The sequence below is a fragment of the Labrenzia sp. PHM005 genome (assembly GCF_006517275.1).
Classification (GTDB): Bacteria; Pseudomonadota; Alphaproteobacteria; order Rhizobiales; family Stappiaceae; genus Roseibium.
Window position 1 is genome coordinate 5,853,869 of sequence record NZ_CP041191.1, and the last position, 18,363, is coordinate 5,872,231.

Annotated in this window: 20 protein-coding genes; 7 read left to right on the forward strand and 13 right to left on the reverse strand. The window is 55.6% G+C overall.

The features are described 5' to 3' along the window. Position 1: 1 nt before the first annotated feature. The 7 genes from FJ695_RS26495 to coxB all read right to left on the reverse strand — a co-directional run bounded on the left by FJ695_RS26495 (position 2) and on the right by coxB (position 5,845). Complete coding sequence (locus FJ695_RS26495) at positions 2 to 403, reverse strand: DUF983 domain-containing protein (RefSeq protein ID WP_141188247.1); 402 nt, start codon at positions 401 to 403, stop codon at positions 2 to 4. 92 nt (positions 404 to 495) lie between these two features. Further along, entirely contained in the window at positions 496 to 1,350 is an 855-nt protein-coding gene (locus tag FJ695_RS26500) for a cytochrome c oxidase subunit 3 (RefSeq protein WP_141188248.1), read from the reverse strand. Between the two features lie 48 nt (positions 1,351 to 1,398). Beyond that, positions 1,399 to 1,986, reverse strand: a complete 588-nt coding sequence (locus tag FJ695_RS26505) for a cytochrome c oxidase assembly protein (protein ID WP_141188943.1) — start codon at positions 1,984 to 1,986, stop codon at positions 1,399 to 1,401. Positions 1,987 to 2,014: 28 nt separating this feature from the next. Further along, positions 2,015 to 2,182, reverse strand: a complete 168-nt coding sequence (locus FJ695_RS26510; protein ID WP_141188249.1) for a DUF1129 domain-containing protein — start codon at positions 2,180 to 2,182, stop codon at positions 2,015 to 2,017. Further along, on the reverse strand, positions 2,182 to 3,117 hold the full coding sequence (locus FJ695_RS26515) for a heme o synthase (protein WP_141188250.1): 936 nt from the start codon (positions 3,115 to 3,117) through the stop codon (positions 2,182 to 2,184). Before FJ695_RS26515 ends, FJ695_RS26510 begins: the two co-directional genes overlap by 1 nt. A gap of 150 nt (positions 3,118 to 3,267) precedes the next feature. Continuing rightward, the gene (gene ctaD / locus FJ695_RS26520) at positions 3,268 to 4,863 is read right to left on the reverse strand and encodes a cytochrome c oxidase subunit I (protein WP_141188251.1); all 1,596 of its coding nucleotides are present in this window, start codon (positions 4,861 to 4,863) and stop codon (positions 3,268 to 3,270) included. 79 nt (positions 4,864 to 4,942) lie between these two features. Beyond that, positions 4,943 to 5,845: a cytochrome c oxidase subunit II gene (gene coxB, locus FJ695_RS26525; protein WP_141188944.1), complete on the reverse strand. Its 903-nt coding sequence runs from the start codon at positions 5,843 to 5,845 to the stop codon at positions 4,943 to 4,945. Between the two features lie 600 nt (positions 5,846 to 6,445). Here coxB and FJ695_RS26530 point away from each other — a divergent pair. Further along, positions 6,446 to 6,934, forward strand: coding sequence for an invasion associated locus B family protein (locus FJ695_RS26530; RefSeq protein ID WP_247653892.1), 489 nt, complete (start codon positions 6,446 to 6,448; stop codon positions 6,932 to 6,934). Positions 6,935 to 6,977: 43 nt separating this feature from the next. On the opposite strand, the gene FJ695_RS26535 is transcribed toward FJ695_RS26530, so the two are convergent. After that, entirely contained in the window at positions 6,978 to 8,768 is a 1,791-nt protein-coding gene (locus tag FJ695_RS26535; protein ID WP_141188252.1) for a monovalent cation:proton antiporter-2 (CPA2) family protein, read from the reverse strand. Positions 8,769 to 9,293: 525 nt separating this feature from the next. On the opposite strand from FJ695_RS26535, the gene FJ695_RS26540 reads away from it, so the two are divergent. Continuing rightward, the gene (locus FJ695_RS26540; protein ID WP_141188253.1) at positions 9,294 to 10,082 is read left to right on the forward strand and encodes a hypothetical protein; all 789 of its coding nucleotides are present in this window, start codon (positions 9,294 to 9,296) and stop codon (positions 10,080 to 10,082) included. A gap of 153 nt (positions 10,083 to 10,235) precedes the next feature. Continuing rightward, positions 10,236 to 11,252 carry a hypothetical protein gene (locus tag FJ695_RS26545; RefSeq protein WP_141188254.1) on the forward strand — a complete coding sequence of 339 codons (1,017 nt, stop codon included), beginning with the start codon at positions 10,236 to 10,238 and terminating at the stop codon, positions 11,250 to 11,252. A 92-nt stretch (positions 11,253 to 11,344) separates the two neighbouring features. On the opposite strand, the gene FJ695_RS26550 is transcribed toward FJ695_RS26545, so the two are convergent. After that, positions 11,345 to 11,974, reverse strand: coding sequence for a glutathione S-transferase family protein (locus FJ695_RS26550; protein ID WP_141188255.1), 630 nt, complete (start codon positions 11,972 to 11,974; stop codon positions 11,345 to 11,347). Positions 11,975 to 12,065: 91 nt separating this feature from the next. On the opposite strand from FJ695_RS26550, the gene FJ695_RS26555 reads away from it, so the two are divergent. Then, complete coding sequence (locus FJ695_RS26555; RefSeq protein WP_141188256.1) at positions 12,066 to 12,638, forward strand: hypothetical protein; 573 nt, start codon at positions 12,066 to 12,068, stop codon at positions 12,636 to 12,638. A gap of 161 nt (positions 12,639 to 12,799) precedes the next feature. On the opposite strand, the gene tldD is transcribed toward FJ695_RS26555, so the two are convergent. Next, positions 12,800 to 14,224 carry a metalloprotease TldD gene (gene tldD, locus FJ695_RS26560; protein ID WP_141188257.1) on the reverse strand — a complete coding sequence of 475 codons (1,425 nt, stop codon included), beginning with the start codon at positions 14,222 to 14,224 and terminating at the stop codon, positions 12,800 to 12,802. A gap of 299 nt (positions 14,225 to 14,523) precedes the next feature. Here tldD and FJ695_RS26565 point away from each other — a divergent pair, with 299 nt between their 5' ends. The 3 genes from FJ695_RS26565 (at position 14,524) to FJ695_RS26575 (ending at position 15,302) form a co-directional block, all read left to right on the forward strand. Next, positions 14,524 to 14,751 carry a hypothetical protein gene (locus FJ695_RS26565; RefSeq protein ID WP_141188258.1) on the forward strand — a complete coding sequence of 76 codons (228 nt, stop codon included), beginning with the start codon at positions 14,524 to 14,526 and terminating at the stop codon, positions 14,749 to 14,751. Then, a complete protein-coding gene (locus tag FJ695_RS26570) occupies positions 14,748 to 14,975 on the forward strand; it encodes a hypothetical protein (protein ID WP_141188259.1) in 228 nt (75 codons plus the stop codon). The genes FJ695_RS26565 and FJ695_RS26570 overlap by 4 nt, the downstream gene beginning before the upstream one ends. A 108-nt stretch (positions 14,976 to 15,083) precedes the next feature. Next, on the forward strand, positions 15,084 to 15,302 hold the full coding sequence (locus tag FJ695_RS26575; protein ID WP_141188260.1) for a DUF2093 domain-containing protein: 219 nt from the start codon (positions 15,084 to 15,086) through the stop codon (positions 15,300 to 15,302). Between the two features lie 15 nt (positions 15,303 to 15,317). On the opposite strand, the gene lpxK is transcribed toward FJ695_RS26575, so the two are convergent. The 3 genes from lpxK to FJ695_RS26590 are packed head-to-tail and all read right to left on the reverse strand — an operon-like array spanning position 15,318 to position 18,334. Further along, positions 15,318 to 16,340 (reverse strand): tetraacyldisaccharide 4'-kinase, encoded by a 1,023-nt coding sequence (lpxK, locus tag FJ695_RS26580; RefSeq protein ID WP_141188261.1) that lies wholly within the window; start codon positions 16,338 to 16,340, stop codon positions 15,318 to 15,320. Then, positions 16,324 to 17,643, reverse strand: coding sequence for a 3-deoxy-D-manno-octulosonic acid transferase (locus FJ695_RS26585; protein ID WP_141188262.1), 1,320 nt, complete (start codon positions 17,641 to 17,643; stop codon positions 16,324 to 16,326). Before FJ695_RS26585 ends, lpxK begins: the two co-directional genes overlap by 17 nt. Next, a complete protein-coding gene (locus FJ695_RS26590; protein WP_141188263.1) occupies positions 17,636 to 18,334 on the reverse strand; it encodes a lysophospholipid acyltransferase family protein in 699 nt (232 codons plus the stop codon). The genes FJ695_RS26585 and FJ695_RS26590 overlap by 8 nt, the downstream gene beginning before the upstream one ends. Between the last annotated feature and the right edge of the window lie 29 nt (positions 18,335 to 18,363).

The window sequence follows — 18,363 nt, forward strand, 5'->3', positions numbered from 1 at the left end:
CTTAATCTTGGTTTTCGCCATTATCTGTATCTGCCAACCGGCCTTCTTCGGCGCTGTGGCGGAACTGCAGCGCAATCATCACACCCTTTAAAGGTCGCAGCGTGCCAAGGGCAAGAGCCGCAGTCAAAGGCAGCCACAGCACCAAGTGCAGCCAAATCGGTGGCTGATATGAAAGTTCGACGATCAACACCAAGGCAACGATGATGAAACCGACGATCATGATGACGAAGACTGCCGGGCCATCCCCACTATCTGCAAAGGAATAATTGAGACCGCAAGCCGCGCAGTTTTTCTTCAAACCCAAGAAACCGGAGAACAATTTACCCTGCCCGCACCGTGGGCAATTGCCCGCAAGGCCTGCGGAGACCGGATTGACCGGCGGAAAATGCGCTTTGTCTTCCATTCCTTCAACTCCTGCCCGGCGGACAAAGAAAACGCCCGGTCGGATAACCGCCGGGCGCTTATTTATTACGTTCCTAGAGAACGTCTACCGGCTTATTCGCCCCAGATGTAGATGGCGACAAACAGGAACAGCCAAACAACGTCAACGAAGTGCCAGTACCAGGCTGCTGCCTCAAAGCCGAAATGCTGTTCTTTGGTGAAGTGGCCGGCAAGGGCACGGAACAGACAGACAGCGAGGAAGATGGTTCCGACGATCACGTGGAACCCGTGGAAGCCGGTCGCCATGAAGAACGTCGCGCCGTAGATGTTGCCGTCGAACGTGAAGGCTGCATGGCCATACTCGTAAGCTTGGCAGATGGTGAAGATCACGCCGAGGAAAACGGTCAGGGTCAGACCCCACTTCAGGCCTTCGCGATCGTCATGCAGCAGAGCATGGTGCGCCCAGGTGACGGTGGTTCCGGAACACAGAAGGATCAGCGTGTTCAACAGCGGCAGGTGCCACGGATCGAACGTCGCAATGCCATCCGGCGGCCAGTGACCACCGGTTGCCTCGACACGGGCAAATTGGATCGCTTCACCAGCAAACAGGGCTGCATCAAAGTATGCCCAGAACCAAGCCACGAAGAACATCACTTCGGAGGCGATGAACAGCAGCATGCCATACCGCAAATGCAAGGACACAACGCGGGTATGATGGCCTTCATGCGCTTCCTTGATGGTGTCGCGCCACCAGGCGAACATCACATAAAGAATTATGAGAAGGCCGACTGCAAAGACACCCCAACCGGTCAGGTTGATGCCGAACAGGATGAATTCATCACCCTGGCCGTAACGCATGAAGCCGACAGCTCCCAGCATCATGATGAAAGCGCCGATAGACGCAATAAACGGCCACGGGCTGGGATCAACCAGGTGGTAATCGTGGTTCTTGGTATGTGCCTCAGCCATCGGCAAGCTCCCCAAACACATTCAGTTCCGGCGCAGCGCGCCGATCGCTTATAAGTTCGTTTCAGTCACAGACGTCACCGTCCGCGCTGCAACAGGTTGTTCCGGTTGTTCTACCGGGAAGAAGGTGTAGGACAAAGTGATTTCCTTCACATGTTTCAGCTCAGGATCTTTGTCCATTTCCGGATCGACAAAAAAGACGACCGGCATTTCGACTGTTTCACCCGGTTCGAGCGGCTGCTCGGTAAAGCAAAAACAGTCCAATTTGTTGAAGTACGCGCCAGCGGAAACAGGCGTCACATTGAATGTCGACGTCCCGACCGTGCGGTTGGCGCCGTTGTTAACCGCGATGTACGGCAATTGAGCAGTTTCACCCATCTTCAGGGTTACAGACCGCTCGGCCGGCTTGAAATCCCAGGACAGCTTGCCGCTGACATTGCCGTCAAAACGAACTGTGATCATACGGTTGATCACAACTTCGCTTTCTTGCTCGGCAACCTGGGTTGTCCCGCCAAAGCCAGTGACACGGCAAAACAGGTCATAGAGCGGAACAGCCGCATAGGCCGCGCCAACCATGAAGGCGAACGTTCCCGCACAAGCAATCGCGACTTTGCGATTGCGCCGGGATAGACCATCCATGTGTGTCGGTTCGCTCACGAAACCTCCTCTATAGCGGCCGGTTCATCACACCGGGGCCCATCTTGACGATGGTAACGATGTAGAAAAGGACCACGAGTGCGGCCAGTACAATCGCGATAGCGATCGAGCGTGACCGGCGCTTCTTTTTCTGTTCTTCGGAGAGCATGACGCCCTTATCCTGTTCCGGATCTTGCATCAGATCCCCGCGACCAGGCTTTCACCCAGCAAAAGGGCGAACAGCGAGAACAGGTAAAGAATAGAGAACTTAAACAGGTTCATGCAGGCTTTGCGGGCGGCATCGCCCTCACGCTTGCGCCACAGATCAGCAGCAAAGCCGATGAAGGCAGCGCCAAACACTGCCGCAACGCCCCCATAAATTGGGCTTGCAAAGCCAAGGAAGTACGGTGCCATTCCAACCGGTGCGAGCAGGATCGAATACAACAGGATCTGATGCCGCGTCGACGTTTCCCCGGCAACCACCGGCATCATCGGAACCTTGGCCGCCGTGTAGTCCGCGTTCTTGACCAAGGCGAGTGCCCAGAAGTGTGGCGGCGTCCACATGAAGATAATCAGGAAGAGCGCAAAGCTTTCCAAGCTGACACCACCTGTCACCGCAGCCCAGCCCACCATTGGCGGGAAGGCACCAGCTGCCCCACCAATGACGATGTTTTGCGGCGTCGAGCGTTTCAGCCACATCGTATAGACGACGACGTAGAAGAAAATGGTGAAGGCCAGAAACGCACCGGCGAACCAATTAACCAGGAGGCCAAGGGTCAGCACAGAGCCGACTGATAACATCATGCCGAAGGCAAAGGCTTCGTTCGGCGTGATTTTGCCGGCAGGAATAGGCCGTTTTTTGGTGCGCGACATGACTTCGTCAATGTCGGCGTCGTACCACATATTCAAAGCACCGGACGCACCAGCACCAATAGCAATGCAGAGGATGGCGACCGCGCCAAGCACCGGATGGATGGACCCCGGAGCCATCATCATGCCGACAAATGCCGTGAAGATCACAAGTGACATAACGCGTGGTTTCAGGAGCGCCACATAGTCGCTCACTGCCCCTTCGCCGCCGCTCCATACGGCGCTGTCCTGATCCAACATATCCTGGCGCTCTACGAGCGACATGGGCGCATCCTTAAATCTCGTTTCTGCCTTACCCGGCGAGACGCACTTGGCGGAATTCGGCCTGGCAGAGTGTTTCCAAGGCGGCACCGCGCCAGATCCCGGCGCGGTGCAGTGTTTGATATTAGAAGGACGGCCCCTTCCAGCCGCGAATTATTTGATGCGCGGCAGAGTTTCGAACTGGTGGAACGGCGGAGGAGACGTCAAGGTCCACTCCAGGGTCGTTGCCCCTTCACCCCACGGGTTGTTGCCAACCGCGCGCTTCTTCGCAAAGGCTTCCACGATGCCGTAGATGAACACCACGACCGCAAAGGCAGAGATGTAAGAGCCGTAGGAAGAAATGGCGTTCCAGCCAGCCAGCGCATCCGGGTAGTCGACATAGCGGCGCGGCATGCCGTTCAGACCGAGGAAGTGCTGCGGGAAGAAGACCAGGTTCACACCAACGAAGGTAATCCAGAAATGCAGCTTTCCAATGAACTCACTGTACATGTAGCCGAACATTTTCGGGAACCAGTAGTACCAGGCCGCGAAGATCGCGAACACAGCGCCGAGTGACAGAACGTAGTGGAAGTGAGCCACAACGTAGTAGGTGTCGTGGAAGGCGCGGTCGAGACCAGCGTTCGCCAGCTGCACACCTGTCACACCGCCAACGGTGAACAGGAAGATGAAGCCGATTGCCCAGACCATAGGTGTTTTGAACTCGATGGAACCGCCCCACATGGTCGCGATCCACGAGAAGATCTTAACCCCGGTCGGCACCGCGATGACCATGGTGGCCGCCACGAAGTATGCCTGGGTCTCGGTGGACATGCCGACGGTGTACATGTGGTGTGCCCACACGATGAAGCCGACAACGCCGATAGCAACCATGGCGTAGGCCATGCCAAGGTAACCGAAGATCGGCTTACGGGCGAAGGTAGAGATGATGTGGCTGATGATGCCAAAGCCCGGCAAAATCAGAATGTATACTTCCGGGTGACCGAAGAACCAGAACAAGTGCTGGAAGAGAAGCGGGTCACCGCCGCCAGATGGCGTGAAGAAAGTGGTGCCGAAGTTGCGGTCCGTCAGTAGCATGGTGATGGCGCCAGCCAGAACCGGCAGCGACAGCAGCAGCAGGAATGCGGTGATCAGCACGGACCAGGCAAACAGCGGCATCTTATGCAGGGTCATACCCGGCGCACGCATGTTGAAGATGGTCGTGATGAAGTTGATCGCACCCAGGATCGAGGACGCACCTGCAACGTGCAGGGCCAGGATCGCAAGATCCATCGCCGGGCCAGGCTGACCCGAGGTGGACAGCGGCGGGTAGATGGTCCAGCCACCGCCAACACCGTTTGCACCTGGAGGGCCTTCAACGAAGAGCGACAGAAGCAACAGCAGGAAGGCTGGCGGAAGCAGCCAGAAAGAGATGTTGTTCATCCGCGGGAACGCCATATCCGGCGCACCGATCATGATCGGCACGAAGTAGTTGGCGTAACCACCGATCATGGCCGGCATGACCATGAAGAAGATCATGATCAGACCGTGTGCGGTGGTGAACACGTTGAACAGATGGGCGTTTGCAAAGATCTGCATGCCCGGCTCCTGCAATTCCATGCGCATGCCAACGGACAGAAGTCCGCCGACGATGCCGGCAAAGATCGCAAAGAACAGGTACAACAGGCCGATGTCTTTGTGGTTGGTCGAATAGACCCAGCGGCGCCATCCATAAGGATGGTCGTGTGCCGCATGTGCTTCGGTCGCAGCCATTTTGGGCTCCCTCTTTCGTCGTTTTCAGCGGCGCTGCGTGTCAAATCGCGCGCAATCGCCAAATAGGCTTATCGCCGCGTTATTTCGCGGCGACAGAGATCTCATTCAGCTCACCCTTGGCGGCGAGCTTTTTGGCGTCGGCGATGGAAGCCATCAGCTGTTCATTGGCCGTGTCCAGATCGTCCTGTGCAGCAGTTGCCCAGGTCTGGAATTGGTCTTTGGAAACCACACGGACCGCGATCGGCATGAAGGCGTGATCCTTACCGCACAGCTCCGAACACTGGCCGTAATAGACACCTTCCTCGCGGGCATTGAACCAGGTCTCATTCAAACGGCCCGGGATCGCATCGATCTTCACACCCCATGTCGGCATAGCGAAAGCGTGGATCACATCTTCCGAGGTGACCTGGAGGCGAACCGTGGTGTCGACCGGGATAACCAGATCGTAGTCAACGGCCAGCAGGCGCGGAACTTCGGCCAGCGAGACACCGCGCGCGTCGGCTACTTCCTGGCGCTCGTCGTCCTGAACCATGATGGAATCGAAATAAAGCTCGCCCATGTTCTCGTCGGTGTACTCATAACCCCAGTACCACTGATAACCGGTGGCCTTGATGGTCATTTCGTATTCCGGAATTTCCAGCTGTTTAAAGAGCAGGCGGAACGATGGGATTGCGATCACTACGAGGATCAGGATCGGAACAACGGTCCAGACGATCTCGATCATAGTGTTGTGCGAGGTGCGGGACGGCACCGGGTTGTTCTTGGCACTGAACTTGACCATGCAGACAATCAGCAATCCCAGAACGAACAGCGTGATGACTGTGATGATCAGCAAAGTGAAATTGTTGAACCAAGTGATGTCGTCCATCACATCTGATGTCGACGCCTGAAACCCGAGCTGCCAGTCGCTAAATCCTGGTTCAGCTGCCAGCGCCGCTGTGGACACACTGGCAAAAGCGGCCACAGTTGTGACCATATTCATGAGACGCTTGAAGACTGCCTTCACGTCCGCGCTCCCTTCCCTCAACCGTCCAGATGACGGCACATGCTTACTTTCCGGACCCTGCCCGGTCGAAATCTTTTGCCGCAGTAATGGGCTTGCCGGAACTCCGCAAGCCAAAAACTGCCCGTTCCGGTCCCGGGCTCCCTGATCAGGATTGCCGGAATATAACCATACTCACGTTTAAAGGGCGATGGTTCCAAAAGGCTAGCGCGGCGATCTGCCGCACATCTCCACCTGCACCTTTGTGCCGCACAAAAACCACAAGACGCCTCAGGCTGCAACGGAATTTCCGCATTTTCACAGCCTGGGGCGGAAAAACCCAGCTTGAGAAAGATCAAGGACAACTGATTTTTGACAAAAAAGCGGCCTATCCAACAGCTTTACATTCACTCTGACTGGAATCGGCCGCAGTCATGCGGCAATGTCTGGCCGGAATACAAGCATGATTCGCTCAAAATACGGCATACCAAAAACCGGCATGCCAGCGGATCAGACCAAATTTGACTGGAGGAATACTTGTCGACCCAGTTGCCGCAACCGCGCCGTAGCCGCTCGTTCCTGTCGACCTTGCCGAAACTCGTGGCCGTAGCCGCGATCGGCTTGTCTGCTTTTGCCCAAACCCTGCAACCGGCCGCTGCGCAAGGCGAAGTCCGCGCAAACCACGGGGACTGGCAGATGCGCTGCGACACCCCTCCGGGAGCACCGAGCGAACAATGCGCTCTTGTTCAACATGTCACAGCTGCCGACAGAGAAAATGTCGGCCTATCGATCTATGTGATGTGGACCGCCGAAAAGCAGGACCGGATCTTGCGCGTTCAAGCGCCATTGGGTGTCCTGCTGCCGTTCGGCCTGGGCCTTAGGGTGGGGGATGAGGATTTCGGCCGAGCCGCTTTCGTGCGCTGCCTGCCAATCGGCTGTTTTGCAGAAGTGATTTTGGAAGACGAGCAGCTCAAAAAGCTGAGAGCCGGATCGCAGGCAACCTTCATCATTTTCCAAACTCCAGAAGAAGGCATCGGTATCCCGATTTCCCTGAACGGGTTTTCCTCTGGTTTTGATGCTCTGCCGTAGTTCTCACCAACTGCTTCAAAAAGGCGCCACTCCGGCGCCTTTTTTATTGAGCTGGCGCGTCTTGATTGTCCGGTTTGGCGGCGCTGCGCGGTGTAACCTTGTGCAGCTTGTCGGCACCGGCATACATTCCGCCAGAGAGCTGTTCGGCCAGGCGCTCCTCATCGCGGGAGCGAACGTCTTCTTCGATCTGATCGATCCGGTCGAGCGGTGTCCCCAGCGCTTCCAGGGCCGCCCGGCCAAACACCACGCTGGATTCGAAAGTCTCGCGGATCTGGAAATCGACGCCTAACTTGGTCAGATCCATGGCGTGCGCCCGATCCGTTGCCCGGCAGAAAATCAGGCTACTCGGAAAATCTCCCCGGATCATGTTGATTGCTTTGGCCATAACCTTGTCATTTTCAATGCACATGGCAATCAGCGCAGCCTTCTTGGCTCCGGCCGCCTCCATGACATCGGCACGGGTCGCATCTCCATAATAGACCTTATAACCTTGCTTGCGGGCATAGGCGATCCGGTCTGGCCGGTTGTCGATTGCCGTGATCTCCAGGCCTTCCGATGTCAAAATCTGAGCGACGACCATCCCAAAACGCCCGAAGCCAACAACCAGAACCGTAGGCGTCGCTTCCTCAAAGGTTTCGATGGACGGATTTTCCACACCCCGCGCTTTGGCGCGGGTCGCCAGCATGTCCAGACCAAGACAGGCAACCGGCGTCAGCAACATCGTGAGAATGACGATGGCGTTAAGGAGATTGGTCGTTTCATATGTGAAGATGTTGGTGCCAACAGCCGCTGTGAACAGGACAAATGCGAATTCACCGCCTTGCGGCAATGTGACGGCAATCCTCATGGCGTCTGAATTGCCGGATCCCGTTACCCGCGACAGTCCCCACAGGAACAGGCCTTTGATCAACATGACCAGCAGGACACCTGCGGCGATATAAAGCCAGTTGGACATAACCAGGTTAAAGTCAAGCGACATGCCGACGGCGACAAAAAACAGCCCCATCAAAAGTGAGCGGAACGGCTCAATATCGGCTTCCAATGTGTGACGGAAACTCGACTCCGCCAGGAGCACACCAGCCAGGAACGCGCCCAGGGCCATGGACAGGCCAGCCGTGTGCATGATCCCGGCGCTACCTAACGCGACCAGAAGAGCAGCCGACAGCATGACTTCGCGCGCCCGTGTGGCAGCGAGCATCAAAAACACCGGCGATATCAGATAACGCCCAGCCAGGATCACCGCTGCAACCGCAGACAGAACCATCATGACTTCACGGAAGATCTCGGCCGTGGTCGATGGCCCTTCCCCCGGCGCCAGGATCGCGACCATCGCCAGCAGAGGAACGATGGCGATATCTTGCAAAAGCAGAATACCGAAGGCTCGTTGACCGTAATCAGACGACAGCTGACCGCGCTCTTGCAGGATCTGCAGGGCAAAGGCGGTCGACGAAAGCGCCAATCCGAAGCCTGCGACCAAAGCCGCTGATTGGCCCATGCCGGAGAGTGTCGCAACGGCAAACAAACAGAACCCGGTCAACACGACCTGGGCCGTTCCAAGACCAAAGATGTCCCGTTTCATTCGCCACAATTTTTGCGGATCGAGCTCCAGCCCGATCACAAACAGAAGCAGCACCACGCCGAGCTCAGCGACGTGCAGAACATCCTCACCGGACCCAAGAAGCTGCAGTCCGTGCGGGCCAATTGCGGCGCCTGCGGCGAGATAGCCAACGACGGACCCTAAGCCAAGCCGTTTGGCTATCGGCACCGCGACAACAGTCGCCGACAGAAAGATAATTGCTTCAGCAAATAGTGGAGGCGCGCTTTCCGCTGCCATACCGTCTCCAGATCCCAGCCCCGATCATACCCTATCCGATCAAACAACGGAAATCTCAAAGGATTTATGAATAACGTCACAAGTGCGGACGATAAGTTTGCCGATAGGGGCAAATTGTTTCAAATGACAGGGGAAGTATTGCAGAGAAACGGCTGTCCACTCTAGCTTTCAGCGCCAATCAATGGATTGTGGACGGAACTGCTTGACCTGAGTGTCTCGAGCCGGCGTTTTCTTGCACTCGACCACTCGAGTTATTCGCCGCTAAATCCCACCAAATTAATACAATTCTCTCTGCATCCACAGGATTTACGCCCCCACTTCACCACAATTCATCAAATAATTTGAATTTTTTACTTATAATATCAAGAAGATATAAATAACTTCAACTTCATTTTTGTGAAGTTATACAAAATTTCTAATTTTATTTCTTCCGTTAGGTTATTTTTACATTGATATTCACCTTATTATAGATTATCCATCGCTATACACTTTTATAGTGCAATTAGGGTCTTTGGGGAGGGGAATATGGGAATTCTTGGAAGTATTTTGAGTGTCGCCTTGCCGGTAGCAAAGGTCGCAGCAAAGGTTTTGCCGGCGGTTCTGGAGAGCGTTGCCTCGGATGCGGATGCAAATGCAGGGGCGGTACAAACCGGTCTGGTCGATTGGGTGCCAGACAAAAACACCGGAAAAGTCTACTGCGTTAACGCGACGAACAATGCGCTTGCCTGCAGCTTTCAGCGGGAAGTCGAGCTCGACGGATCTTATGGTGTTGAGAGCGAGGGCTTCCTGATCCCACCACGCAACGCAGTCGATGCCACAAAGGATATAGAACGTAACATTGAGAACGGCAGCTTTGGTGCCACCTATGAGGAAGCATCTTCGCCGACCGCCGATGCCGCGGGACCCTTCAGCCGCCAAATTTTCAAGTATTTGCCGCTTCTCGCCGCAACGACATTTGCTGCTTTCGGCGGCTCAATTACGTTTTCACGAGGCAGGACAGAAACCGGCGATTTCTGGAAAATACTAAGTGATACCCGTCTGCGTTCGATTGCTTTCGATTACCGTGGTCAAAGCGGCTCCAAAACCAGCTTCAAGGTAGACTTGAAGGATCCGGACGCCGCAGATGCAGAAACATTCGACTATCAGATCGACTTGGATGCAGACGCCACATCAACCGGATTGCTCTCAGATTTCTCCGTAACGCTGCAGTCAGAAGAAGCGGACTTTGTGGCCAAACTCTCGAACCGGGAAACTATCCCGTTTGAGGATCTTCCGGACAACGTTCAGGCTCAGCTAACCGTTAGGACCTCTTAAGCGCGGCGGTTAGCACCCTGTCGGCTTTGGACTGGACCTTGAAGCCGGCAATTACACAACGGCGCGACCTCGCAGCGTTTTGACAGAAAGCGGATTGAGCGTTCGCTCAATCCGCTCTTTTTTGATCCACCTCTTTACCGGTTGGAGGAATTTGTGCCCCAGTATGACGATCTATTCTTGCGCACCGAACTGTCTGATACCGGACAATACCCAAGCACGGCTGCCACAGCCTACTATTCGCCGGACATCATCGTCTGGGGCACCGAACCGCTGGAAGATCCAGATGTTTTCCTGTCAGAAAACTATGGAAAGACCTGGTACAAAAACGTTCTTTTTGAGCAAGCAAATTACATTTATTGCCGCGCCAAGAACCTGTCCTCCGCATCGCAGACTGGCAAATTGTATCTCTACTACGCCAACGGCGGTTTGCTCTCTGACGTTGCGAAATGGCGGCAAAACGTAATTGGGACGGCAATTCCAGATCAGAACTATGTTGATTTGTCTGCCCGCCGGGAAGGTCAGTCAGGTGACATTACCGCTGGCAACAGCGCCTTTGTCTGGACCCCGCCTGTCAAAGGTCATTACTGTTTCATTGCCCAGATCACGACGGAAGACCACCCCAATCCGTTGCCTCAAAGTTTCAAGGATCAGCAGGCTTATGTGAAATGGATCCTCGACAATCCGGCCGTTGCCTGGCGGAATCTGAGCATTGTCGATTCCACCGACAAGCCCGAATTTCAGGAGGAATACAATTTTCAAAACCTGGATCCGGACCGGCGTGAATACCTCTTTCTCATGCAAACAACGTCTCTTCCGGTTGAGACATCCCTGACCATGATCAGTGGTGCGGTCGGTCCAGAACCGCCGATCAATACCGGGACTGTCGTCCGTAGAGGCAACACCTCTCTCAGTCAGACATCAACATTGCCGGCTCATTTCGATGGATCGTTACTGGCTACTGTGAAATTGCCAACCGGCCAGCAGTGGGGTCCCTCCATGAAGGTCACGATCGATATTTTTGCAATCACCAAAATGGGCGACCAAACCTGGTTCAAGGAGCTCGGCACCCCCTTGAAGGTTCTTGATGCCACCAATCCGGATTTGGCGGACCGCGAAGATGTTGCCGTGCGCCTCGGACGCTTTACGGTCCAAACGGATACAGAGTCCTAGCGTTTACGGGGTGTCTTTCCCGCGCCTTTTCCGCTTTGCTTGTTCAGCTTAGCGGCACAATAGGCGGCGGGCATTTGTGGGGCGTTTGGCCTTTATGTCAGCAGACTCATGACGCCTTCCTGATAAGCTGGGCGTTCCGTCAGTCGCTGATACCAGGCGGCGAGATGTGGCAGATCCGGGCGCGGGATCTCCATGTTGAACCAGGCATAGGCCAGACAACCGAGCGGGATATCCCCCACACCGCAGGCCTCGCCTGAGAGGAACGGCTGATCTTTCAGCACGGCATCGGCGACAGCAAATTGCTGCGAACAATGCTCAATCCCGAGTGTGATCGCAGCTTGATCCCGGTCTTCCGGCGCAGTGCGGACCATGTTCCAAAACAGATTGCGAAACGGCATGCCAAAGGAAAACGTTGTCCAGTCCATCCATTGATCGGCGAGTGACCACTCTTCAAGACTTTCGGCTACAAACGGCACTGTGCCATATTTTTTGGCCAGATACCGGCAGATCGCGTTTGATTCATAGATTGTGAACTCCCCGTCCTGCAGACAGGGAATGCGGCCATTCGGGTTGAGCGCCAGAAACTCCGGCGTATCGACCACACCAAAGGCACCGCCCGCGTCAATTTGCTGGTAGCTCAGTTTGAGCTCTTCCGCGCACCACAAAACCTTGCGCACATTGGACGAGTTGATCCGTCCCCAGATCTTAATTTGGCCACTCATGTCTGCCCCCAATGCCAAGCTGCCAGTTCCATTGGAGTGGATATAACTCAATTTCAATCAGTCTTATAGATTCAAAACCTTAGCGGCTCAGATGCAGTTTATACCTTTCAGAAAACCAAAAATTTTTATGATGGTTTGTTTCCTGCTATTCGGCACTCTCATATGCCTAATCATTTTGTGGCAGGAGCAGAAAGAAAAAGCAGCTCGGGCGAATATCGAGATGTCCGATCGGTTTATTGCAGGACTACCATCCGCAATTGAAACCGACGGGCTTTTGATGCGGAATGTCAAAACCGGGTTTATACATAGCCTTATCCTGGACAGTTGCGGGGTCAACGCTATCCGGATCACGGATGCAACGGCTGCGAGAATTAAAGTTGAGGGTTTGGCATTTTTTCACAATGTCACTAGAAGCAGATCAAATCCTGATCCACGTCATCGGACAGTCTTTTACAGGAACTGGCGAGAAATGCGCCCCATGAAATCGCTTGCTGAGGCGCTTATAATGGCGGTTTTGGACTGCGGTGGGCGTTCCAATATTCCTGTAGAATCCATCCTGAACGGAATAAAAGAGGGAAATGGATACGCTGCGGGCATTTCAGGGTACAATCAATACTATGTCCTGCCGGATCAAAAACTGTTTGTTCAGGCTTTCATCGATTAATCTCTGACCAACGTTTCAATCACTATCCGAGACCGGCTGGTGCTGCTCTTCAAAATCGTCAACTTATTGACGCGAATTGATCCCGTATGAACAGAAACAATTGTCCCGCCTCTCACATTGGAGAGAGGCGACTATAGAACCAACGCGAAATCCAAATGAACCTAGACCGCCGTACCGCCGACGGTCATTTCGTTGATGCGCATGGAGGGCTGGCCGACGCCGACCGGAACACCCTGACCCTGTTTGCCGCAGGTGCCCATGCCCGGGTCGAGTTTCATGTCGTTGCCGATCATTTCAACCCGCGTCAGTGCATCCGGACCGTTCCCGATCAGCATCGCACCCTTGACCGGCGCGCCGACCTTGCCGTTTTCAACCTTATAGGCTTCGGTGCAGGAGAAGACGAATTTCCCAGAGGTGATGTCCACTTGGCCGCCACCGAAGGAAACAGCGTAAATGCCGTCCTTGACGGATTCCAGGATTTCTTCTGGGTCCTTGTCGCCGTTCATCATGACTGTATTGGTCATACGTGGCATCGGGATATGCGCATAGGACTGACGGCGGCCGTTGCCGGTCGGCTCCATGCCCATCAGCCGGGCGTTCTGGCGGTCCTGCATGTAGCCCGCCAAAATACCGTCTTCGATCAGGACCGTTTTGGCCGCCGGTGTGCCTTCATCATCAACCGACAGGGACCCCCGCCGGTCGGGAATGGTGCCGTCATCCACGATTGTGACACCGGGAGAGGCCACGCGCTCGCCCATCAAACCGGCAAAGGCAGAGGTTTTCTTGCGGTTGAAATCGCCTTCCAGGCCATGACCAACGGCTTCGTGCAGCAGGATGCCCGGCCAACCGGAGCCAAGCACCACATCCATGGTTCCTGCAGGTGCTGGAATAGCGTCTAGATTGACCAGCGCCTGGCGAAGCGCCTCGTCAACACCGCCTTGCCAGTTTTCTTCCGTGATGAACTGCTCAAACCCTTCCCGGCCACCACAGCCGAAAGAGCCACTTTCCTGGCGCTCATCATTTCCGGCGACAACCGAGATGCTCAAGCGGACCATCGGGCGGACATCACGTACCAGATGACCGTCGGCCCGCAGTATTTCCACGACTTGCCACGACCCGGCGAGAGAGGCAGAGACTTGACGGACCCGGGGATCCTTGTCGCGCGCATAGGCATCGATTTCCTGAAGCAGCTTCACCTTGTCTTCAAAACTTGGGCCGCCGAGCGGATTGGCATCGGTATAAAGCGACAGGTTTGTGCGCGCCGGTGCAGCGGCATAAGTGCCCGAATAGCCTCTTGAGACCGCGCTGACCGCATCGGCCGCCCGTTTCAGAGCCGCTTCGGAAATATCTCCGGCATGAGCATAGCCAGCCGCTTCGCCTGCAACGGCACGCAGGCCGAAGCCTTGAGCCGTATCGTAGTTGGCACCTTTCAAGCGGCCATTGTCGAAAACCAGGCCCTCGGTCTGGCGGTATTCTACATAGAGCTCGCCATCATCCGCTCCGGACAAAGCGTTTTGAGTGATGCGCTTGGCGGTTTCCAATCCAAGGCCGGATGTTTCGATCAGATCAGAACTGGAGAGGGACATCAGAGGTTCCTTGTTGATCCGCACCTGCCGACCCTCTGGCGCCAATCGCCGGATGCCGGTGGACGAAAAAAAATTCTTTAAATCCAACATAGGGGTTTGCTGCGACAAATCACCCCAAAAGGTAAGAAATCCACTTGCCAGATTTTTAAGTTGAATATATCACTCAACTTTAATTGCCGGAGGACATACTCCGGTTGATCCAGCAGGGCCGCCTAGTTCGGGCCCACGCCAGACCTCCATTCCCCCCAAATTTCACCGAGCTGCGGGTTCCACTCCGCAGAACAGGAGACGTGTGTCCAATGTCCAAACCATCACAGCCCTCTCTCCCCTCCACTTTGATTTCCTTTCATGAAGCGGCCGCTGCCCGCGGTGATGGCCTGCACCCAAAACTCGCAGCGGCCTTGGCAAAAACCGGGACTGTCTCCGGTCCACCAGCACGGCCGTCCGCGCTGCCAAACAATGTCATCAAGGTCACTTTTTCCGACACCAAAAAGGCGGCCTATAAAAGGGGGCTCAGAAGCGCATGACTGCAGTTCTGGTTGCTCTCCATCTGGTCGCTTGCCAGCCGGACCTCTTGATCTGTCAGGATCTCGCTGCCTCAAAGGAGCAATGGCAGGACATGAGAGACTGCGAGGCTGCGCGCGAAACAGAGATGCAACTTGCAAAAGACACTCTTCCCGAAGAAGCCGTCGTGATGTCCCGTTGCCGCTACATGATTGGCCGGGATCAGCGCTCGCTTCAGATTTTCTGAGCATCCCGTGCCTCAGGAATTCTGCTCGGGCTTGCCGAACAGCCCGATTGTGCCATAAAAGACCGCAGGTGGACGCAAGACGTCCGAACGCGAACCCATCAGGTCATCATGAACCGTTACGAAAATCCGCGCATTCCAAGCGAAGCCCGCATCCGCTATCTCGATGGAGATTATCAGGTGGAGTCTCCGGGTACTTTTGTGCGCTGTGCCGTAACCGGAACGGCAATCCCGCTGGATGAACTGAAATACTGGTCCGTCGATCTGCAAGAGCCTTATGTGGATGCCCATGCGTCGATGAAACGCTATCTGGAAACCCAGAAAAAGTAAGCCGTCTGCTTCAAACTAGGTTTTGAACGTCCGATTGCGTAGGCAATCCTTGATGAGACCGATCAGCCGGTCTTCGTCCGGAATATCCATGCGCACATTCAGGACTTCACTTCTGGCGGCGAGCCAGTGAAATATCTCGCCCTTCTGTGTTTCAAGCCGCGCCATATCTTTTGCCGTGGTCACCAGTTGAAGCCCGTCGCGTTCTGCCTGTGTAATCAAGGCGCGGGCATCAGCCTCACTGAACTCATGGTGATCTGCAAAACTTCGGGTCGCGGTCACCTTATGGCCCTGGTCCTTGAGCGACTTGTAAAACTTCTGCGGCCGGCCGATTCCGGCATAAGCCAGCAGTTTGATCCCCTCGAGCGCCGGGTTTTCTTCGACTGCGATCTGCGCATGCAGGATTGGCAGCGCCCGTCTGCCGGCCAAATGGGCCGCCGCTTCCGCTCGGTCCCCCTCCCCGATCAGCACCAGGCAATCCGTTTTCAGGATTTGTTTTTGAGCTGGTGCGCGTAAGGGACCGGCCGGAAGGCACAGTCCGTTGCCAAAGCCGACGGCACAATCGATCAGCACCAGGCTCAGGTCTTTATGAAGGGATGGGTTTTGAAAACCATCGTCCATCAGGATGAGATCGACCGGCAGTTTTTCCAGGAAAGCCGCGCCCGCCGGACGGTCAGCGGCAATCACGGTCGGTGCGGACTTGGCAAGCAAGAGCGCTTCATCGCCAACATCCGCTGCGGTGTGTTTCGACGGATCGACCGCGACAGGCCCTTTCAGGCGCCCGCCGTACCCCCGCAGTAAGAATGCAGGCTTGCGGTCCTCTGTTTTAAGACGGTCGGCGAGCTGCAATGCAAAGGGGGTTTTGCCGGTACCGCCGACCACGAAGTTACCGATGCAAATCACTGGCAAGGTACTTTTGGCTTTGGGACGTTGTAGCATCCGGCGGCCGGCAATCAGACCATACACCCAGGAGACCGGCGCCAAGGCCAGCGCTTGAACACTCACATGCGGTTTCCACCAGAAGTCAGGCGCCTTGCCCATTGTTGTTCTCCGGGGCGGATGACAATTTCTGTCCGGCCAGCAGCGGTTTCAGCAAATCGGCACTGCGCTGCAATGCCCCTCTTCCTTTGATGATCAACTGCATTGCCCGGTCCGCCTGCTCCGCCCGGACCTCGGAATTCTGCAAGAGATCAATCACCGCTTCGGTGAGTTTCTCGGGTTGCATGACCTGAACACCGGCTTTTTCGTCCCACAGATCTTTGTACACAGCACGCGCATTGGCAACCTTGGGACCTGTAATCAGCGCAGACCCCAGCAAAACAGCTTCCACCGGGTTGTGGCCGCCGGCGTCATTGAAGGACCCGCCAAGAAACGTCACCGGTGCCAGCCGGTAGAAAAGCCCCATCTCACCGAGGGTATCACCCAGATAGACGTCCGTATGCAGTGTCAACACCTCGGCCTTACTTCGCCGGGCAAGCGTGTGGCCTCGCGCTCCGATCAATTCGGCGACCTCGTCAGCCCGAGCCGGGTGGCGGGGGACCAGCACCAACAACAAATCCGGGAACGTCTGCCGAAGCCTTGCATGAGCTGCCAATGCAATCTCGTCTTCGCCCGGATGGGTTAAAGCAGCCAACCAGATAGGACGGTCCGCAATCTGTGTTTTCAGTGTTTTGAGAGCAGCGCCATCTGCAGCAGGTTCTGCGGCATCAAACTTCAAGTTCCCCGGTGTTTCGACCTGGCGGCAGCCGAGTTTGTTAAACCGGTCTTGGTCTGCGGAACTTTGGGCCAGCACCAAGTCCAGGCAGCCGAAAATGTACTTGGAAATCCGCGGCGCCCGCATCCAGTTCCGGCAAGACCCTTCCGACATCCGGGCATTCAGAAGTGCAAAAGGGATACCTCTCTGATGGATCTCATCGAACAGGCAGGGCCAGATTTCAGATTCCACGACCATGGCCAGATCCGGACGCCAGTGATCCAGGAACCCGGACACGCAAGTCGGCGTGTCATATGGTGTAAATTGATGAAAGCAGCCGTCCGGCAACCGTTTGTCTGCAAGTTCCGCCGCCGTGACGGTCACACTTGTTAAAAGAACGGAATGACCGTCTCCCGCCAGCTTTTGAATAAGCGGCAGGATCGACATTGTTTCGCCGACACTGGCGGCGTGGATCCAAACCAGCAAGCCTTGTGGGCGCGGCTTCTGGGAAACTCCGAAGCGTTCCCCCTTCCGGTGGGCAATTTCCTTGCCGCCTTTGCTGCGGCGGCTGAACAATAGATGCAGGAGTGGTGTCAGCGCCCATCCAAAGGCCCGGTAGATGGAAAGCAGGACAGGGCGCCGCTCAGCCATTCGGCCTGCCAACCAGTTCATAAGCCCGGCGGGTCGCAGCATTGAGGCCGTCTTCGACTTGCTGCCGGTACGTCTCCAGATCATCGTCTTCCAGATCCGACGGCACCCAAATCAAGTCACTGCTGGCGATGCTGCCCTTGCCGAAGGGGAGATTGACGCTGGCTTTGTCCCAGCTGTTCAACTCGATGCTGCGGCTGGTCGCGACCGCCACCGGCAAGATCGGACGCCCGGAGTGTTTGGCCAGCTGCACAATCCCTGTTCCGGATTGCCGGGCAGGCCCTTTGGGGACGTCGGCGGTCATGGCAATGCTGTCGCCGTCCTTCAAAGCTCTCACAGCCTCGATGAACCCGCGCATACCGCCACGCTTCTTGATCTGATGTGCCGTCCGGCCACCCGAGGCGCGGATCAGCCCCAAACCAAGTTTGCGGGCAGCAATGGCATTGATTTCGCCATCGGCAGACTTGGAAATCATCACTTTCGCCGGCCAATGTTTTGGCTTGGCAAACGGCACCATGAAATGCTGGCCATGCCACATGGCCACAATCACGGGGAGGTCTTTCTCCGTGTCGTCGTGCATATCCGCCGGTTCCAGCACGAACCGGTTGGTGTGATAGACAAGCTTCAGATAACCAGCGAGAAACGATCCGATCGCCGACAGGACCAACGGATGGCGGCCAAGGCTTTTTAGCATTTTTCTTTTCGCCTAAGAGTAAAGTGCCA

Bases quoted from the DNA above. Each gene is read 5' to 3' on its own strand.
- FJ695_RS26500 (WP_141188248.1), bottom strand. From the start codon at position 1,350: ATGGCTGAGGCACATACCAAGAACCACGATTACCACCTGGTTGATCCC.
- FJ695_RS26590 (WP_141188263.1), bottom strand. From the start codon at position 18,334: ATGCTAAAAAGCCTTGGCCGCCATCCGTTGGTCCTGTCGGCGATCGGA.
- FJ695_RS26575 (WP_141188260.1), top strand. From the start codon at position 15,084: ATGAACCGTTACGAAAATCCGCGCATTCCAAGCGAAGCCCGCATCCGC.
- tldD (WP_141188257.1), bottom strand. From the start codon at position 14,224: ATGTCCCTCTCCAGTTCTGATCTGATCGAAACATCCGGCCTTGGATTG.
- lpxK (WP_141188261.1), bottom strand. From the start codon at position 16,340: ATGGGCAAGGCGCCTGACTTCTGGTGGAAACCGCATGTGAGTGTTCAA.
- FJ695_RS26535 (WP_141188252.1), bottom strand. From the start codon at position 8,768: ATGGCAGCGGAAAGCGCGCCTCCACTATTTGCTGAAGCAATTATCTTT.
- FJ695_RS26515 (WP_141188250.1), bottom strand. From the start codon at position 3,117: ATGTCGCTCGTAGAGCGCCAGGATATGTTGGATCAGGACAGCGCCGTA.
- FJ695_RS26505 (WP_141188943.1), bottom strand. From the start codon at position 1,986: ATGGATGGTCTATCCCGGCGCAATCGCAAAGTCGCGATTGCTTGTGCG.
- FJ695_RS26550 (WP_141188255.1), bottom strand. From the start codon at position 11,974: ATGAGTGGCCAAATTAAGATCTGGGGACGGATCAACTCGTCCAATGTG.
- FJ695_RS26555 (WP_141188256.1), top strand. From the start codon at position 12,066: ATGCAGTTTATACCTTTCAGAAAACCAAAAATTTTTATGATGGTTTGT.
- FJ695_RS26585 (WP_141188262.1), bottom strand. From the start codon at position 17,643: ATGGCTGAGCGGCGCCCTGTCCTGCTTTCCATCTACCGGGCCTTTGGA.
- FJ695_RS26495 (WP_141188247.1), bottom strand. From the start codon at position 403: ATGGAAGACAAAGCGCATTTTCCGCCGGTCAATCCGGTCTCCGCAGGC.
- coxB (WP_141188944.1), bottom strand. From the start codon at position 5,845: ATGAATATGGTCACAACTGTGGCCGCTTTTGCCAGTGTGTCCACAGCG.
- FJ695_RS26565 (WP_141188258.1), top strand. From the start codon at position 14,524: ATGTCCAAACCATCACAGCCCTCTCTCCCCTCCACTTTGATTTCCTTT.
- ctaD (WP_141188251.1), bottom strand. From the start codon at position 4,863: ATGGCTGCGACCGAAGCACATGCGGCACACGACCATCCTTATGGATGG.
- FJ695_RS26510 (WP_141188249.1), bottom strand. From the start codon at position 2,182: ATGCAAGATCCGGAACAGGATAAGGGCGTCATGCTCTCCGAAGAACAG.
- FJ695_RS26570 (WP_141188259.1), top strand. From the start codon at position 14,748: ATGACTGCAGTTCTGGTTGCTCTCCATCTGGTCGCTTGCCAGCCGGAC.
- FJ695_RS26540 (WP_141188253.1), top strand. From the start codon at position 9,294: ATGGGAATTCTTGGAAGTATTTTGAGTGTCGCCTTGCCGGTAGCAAAG.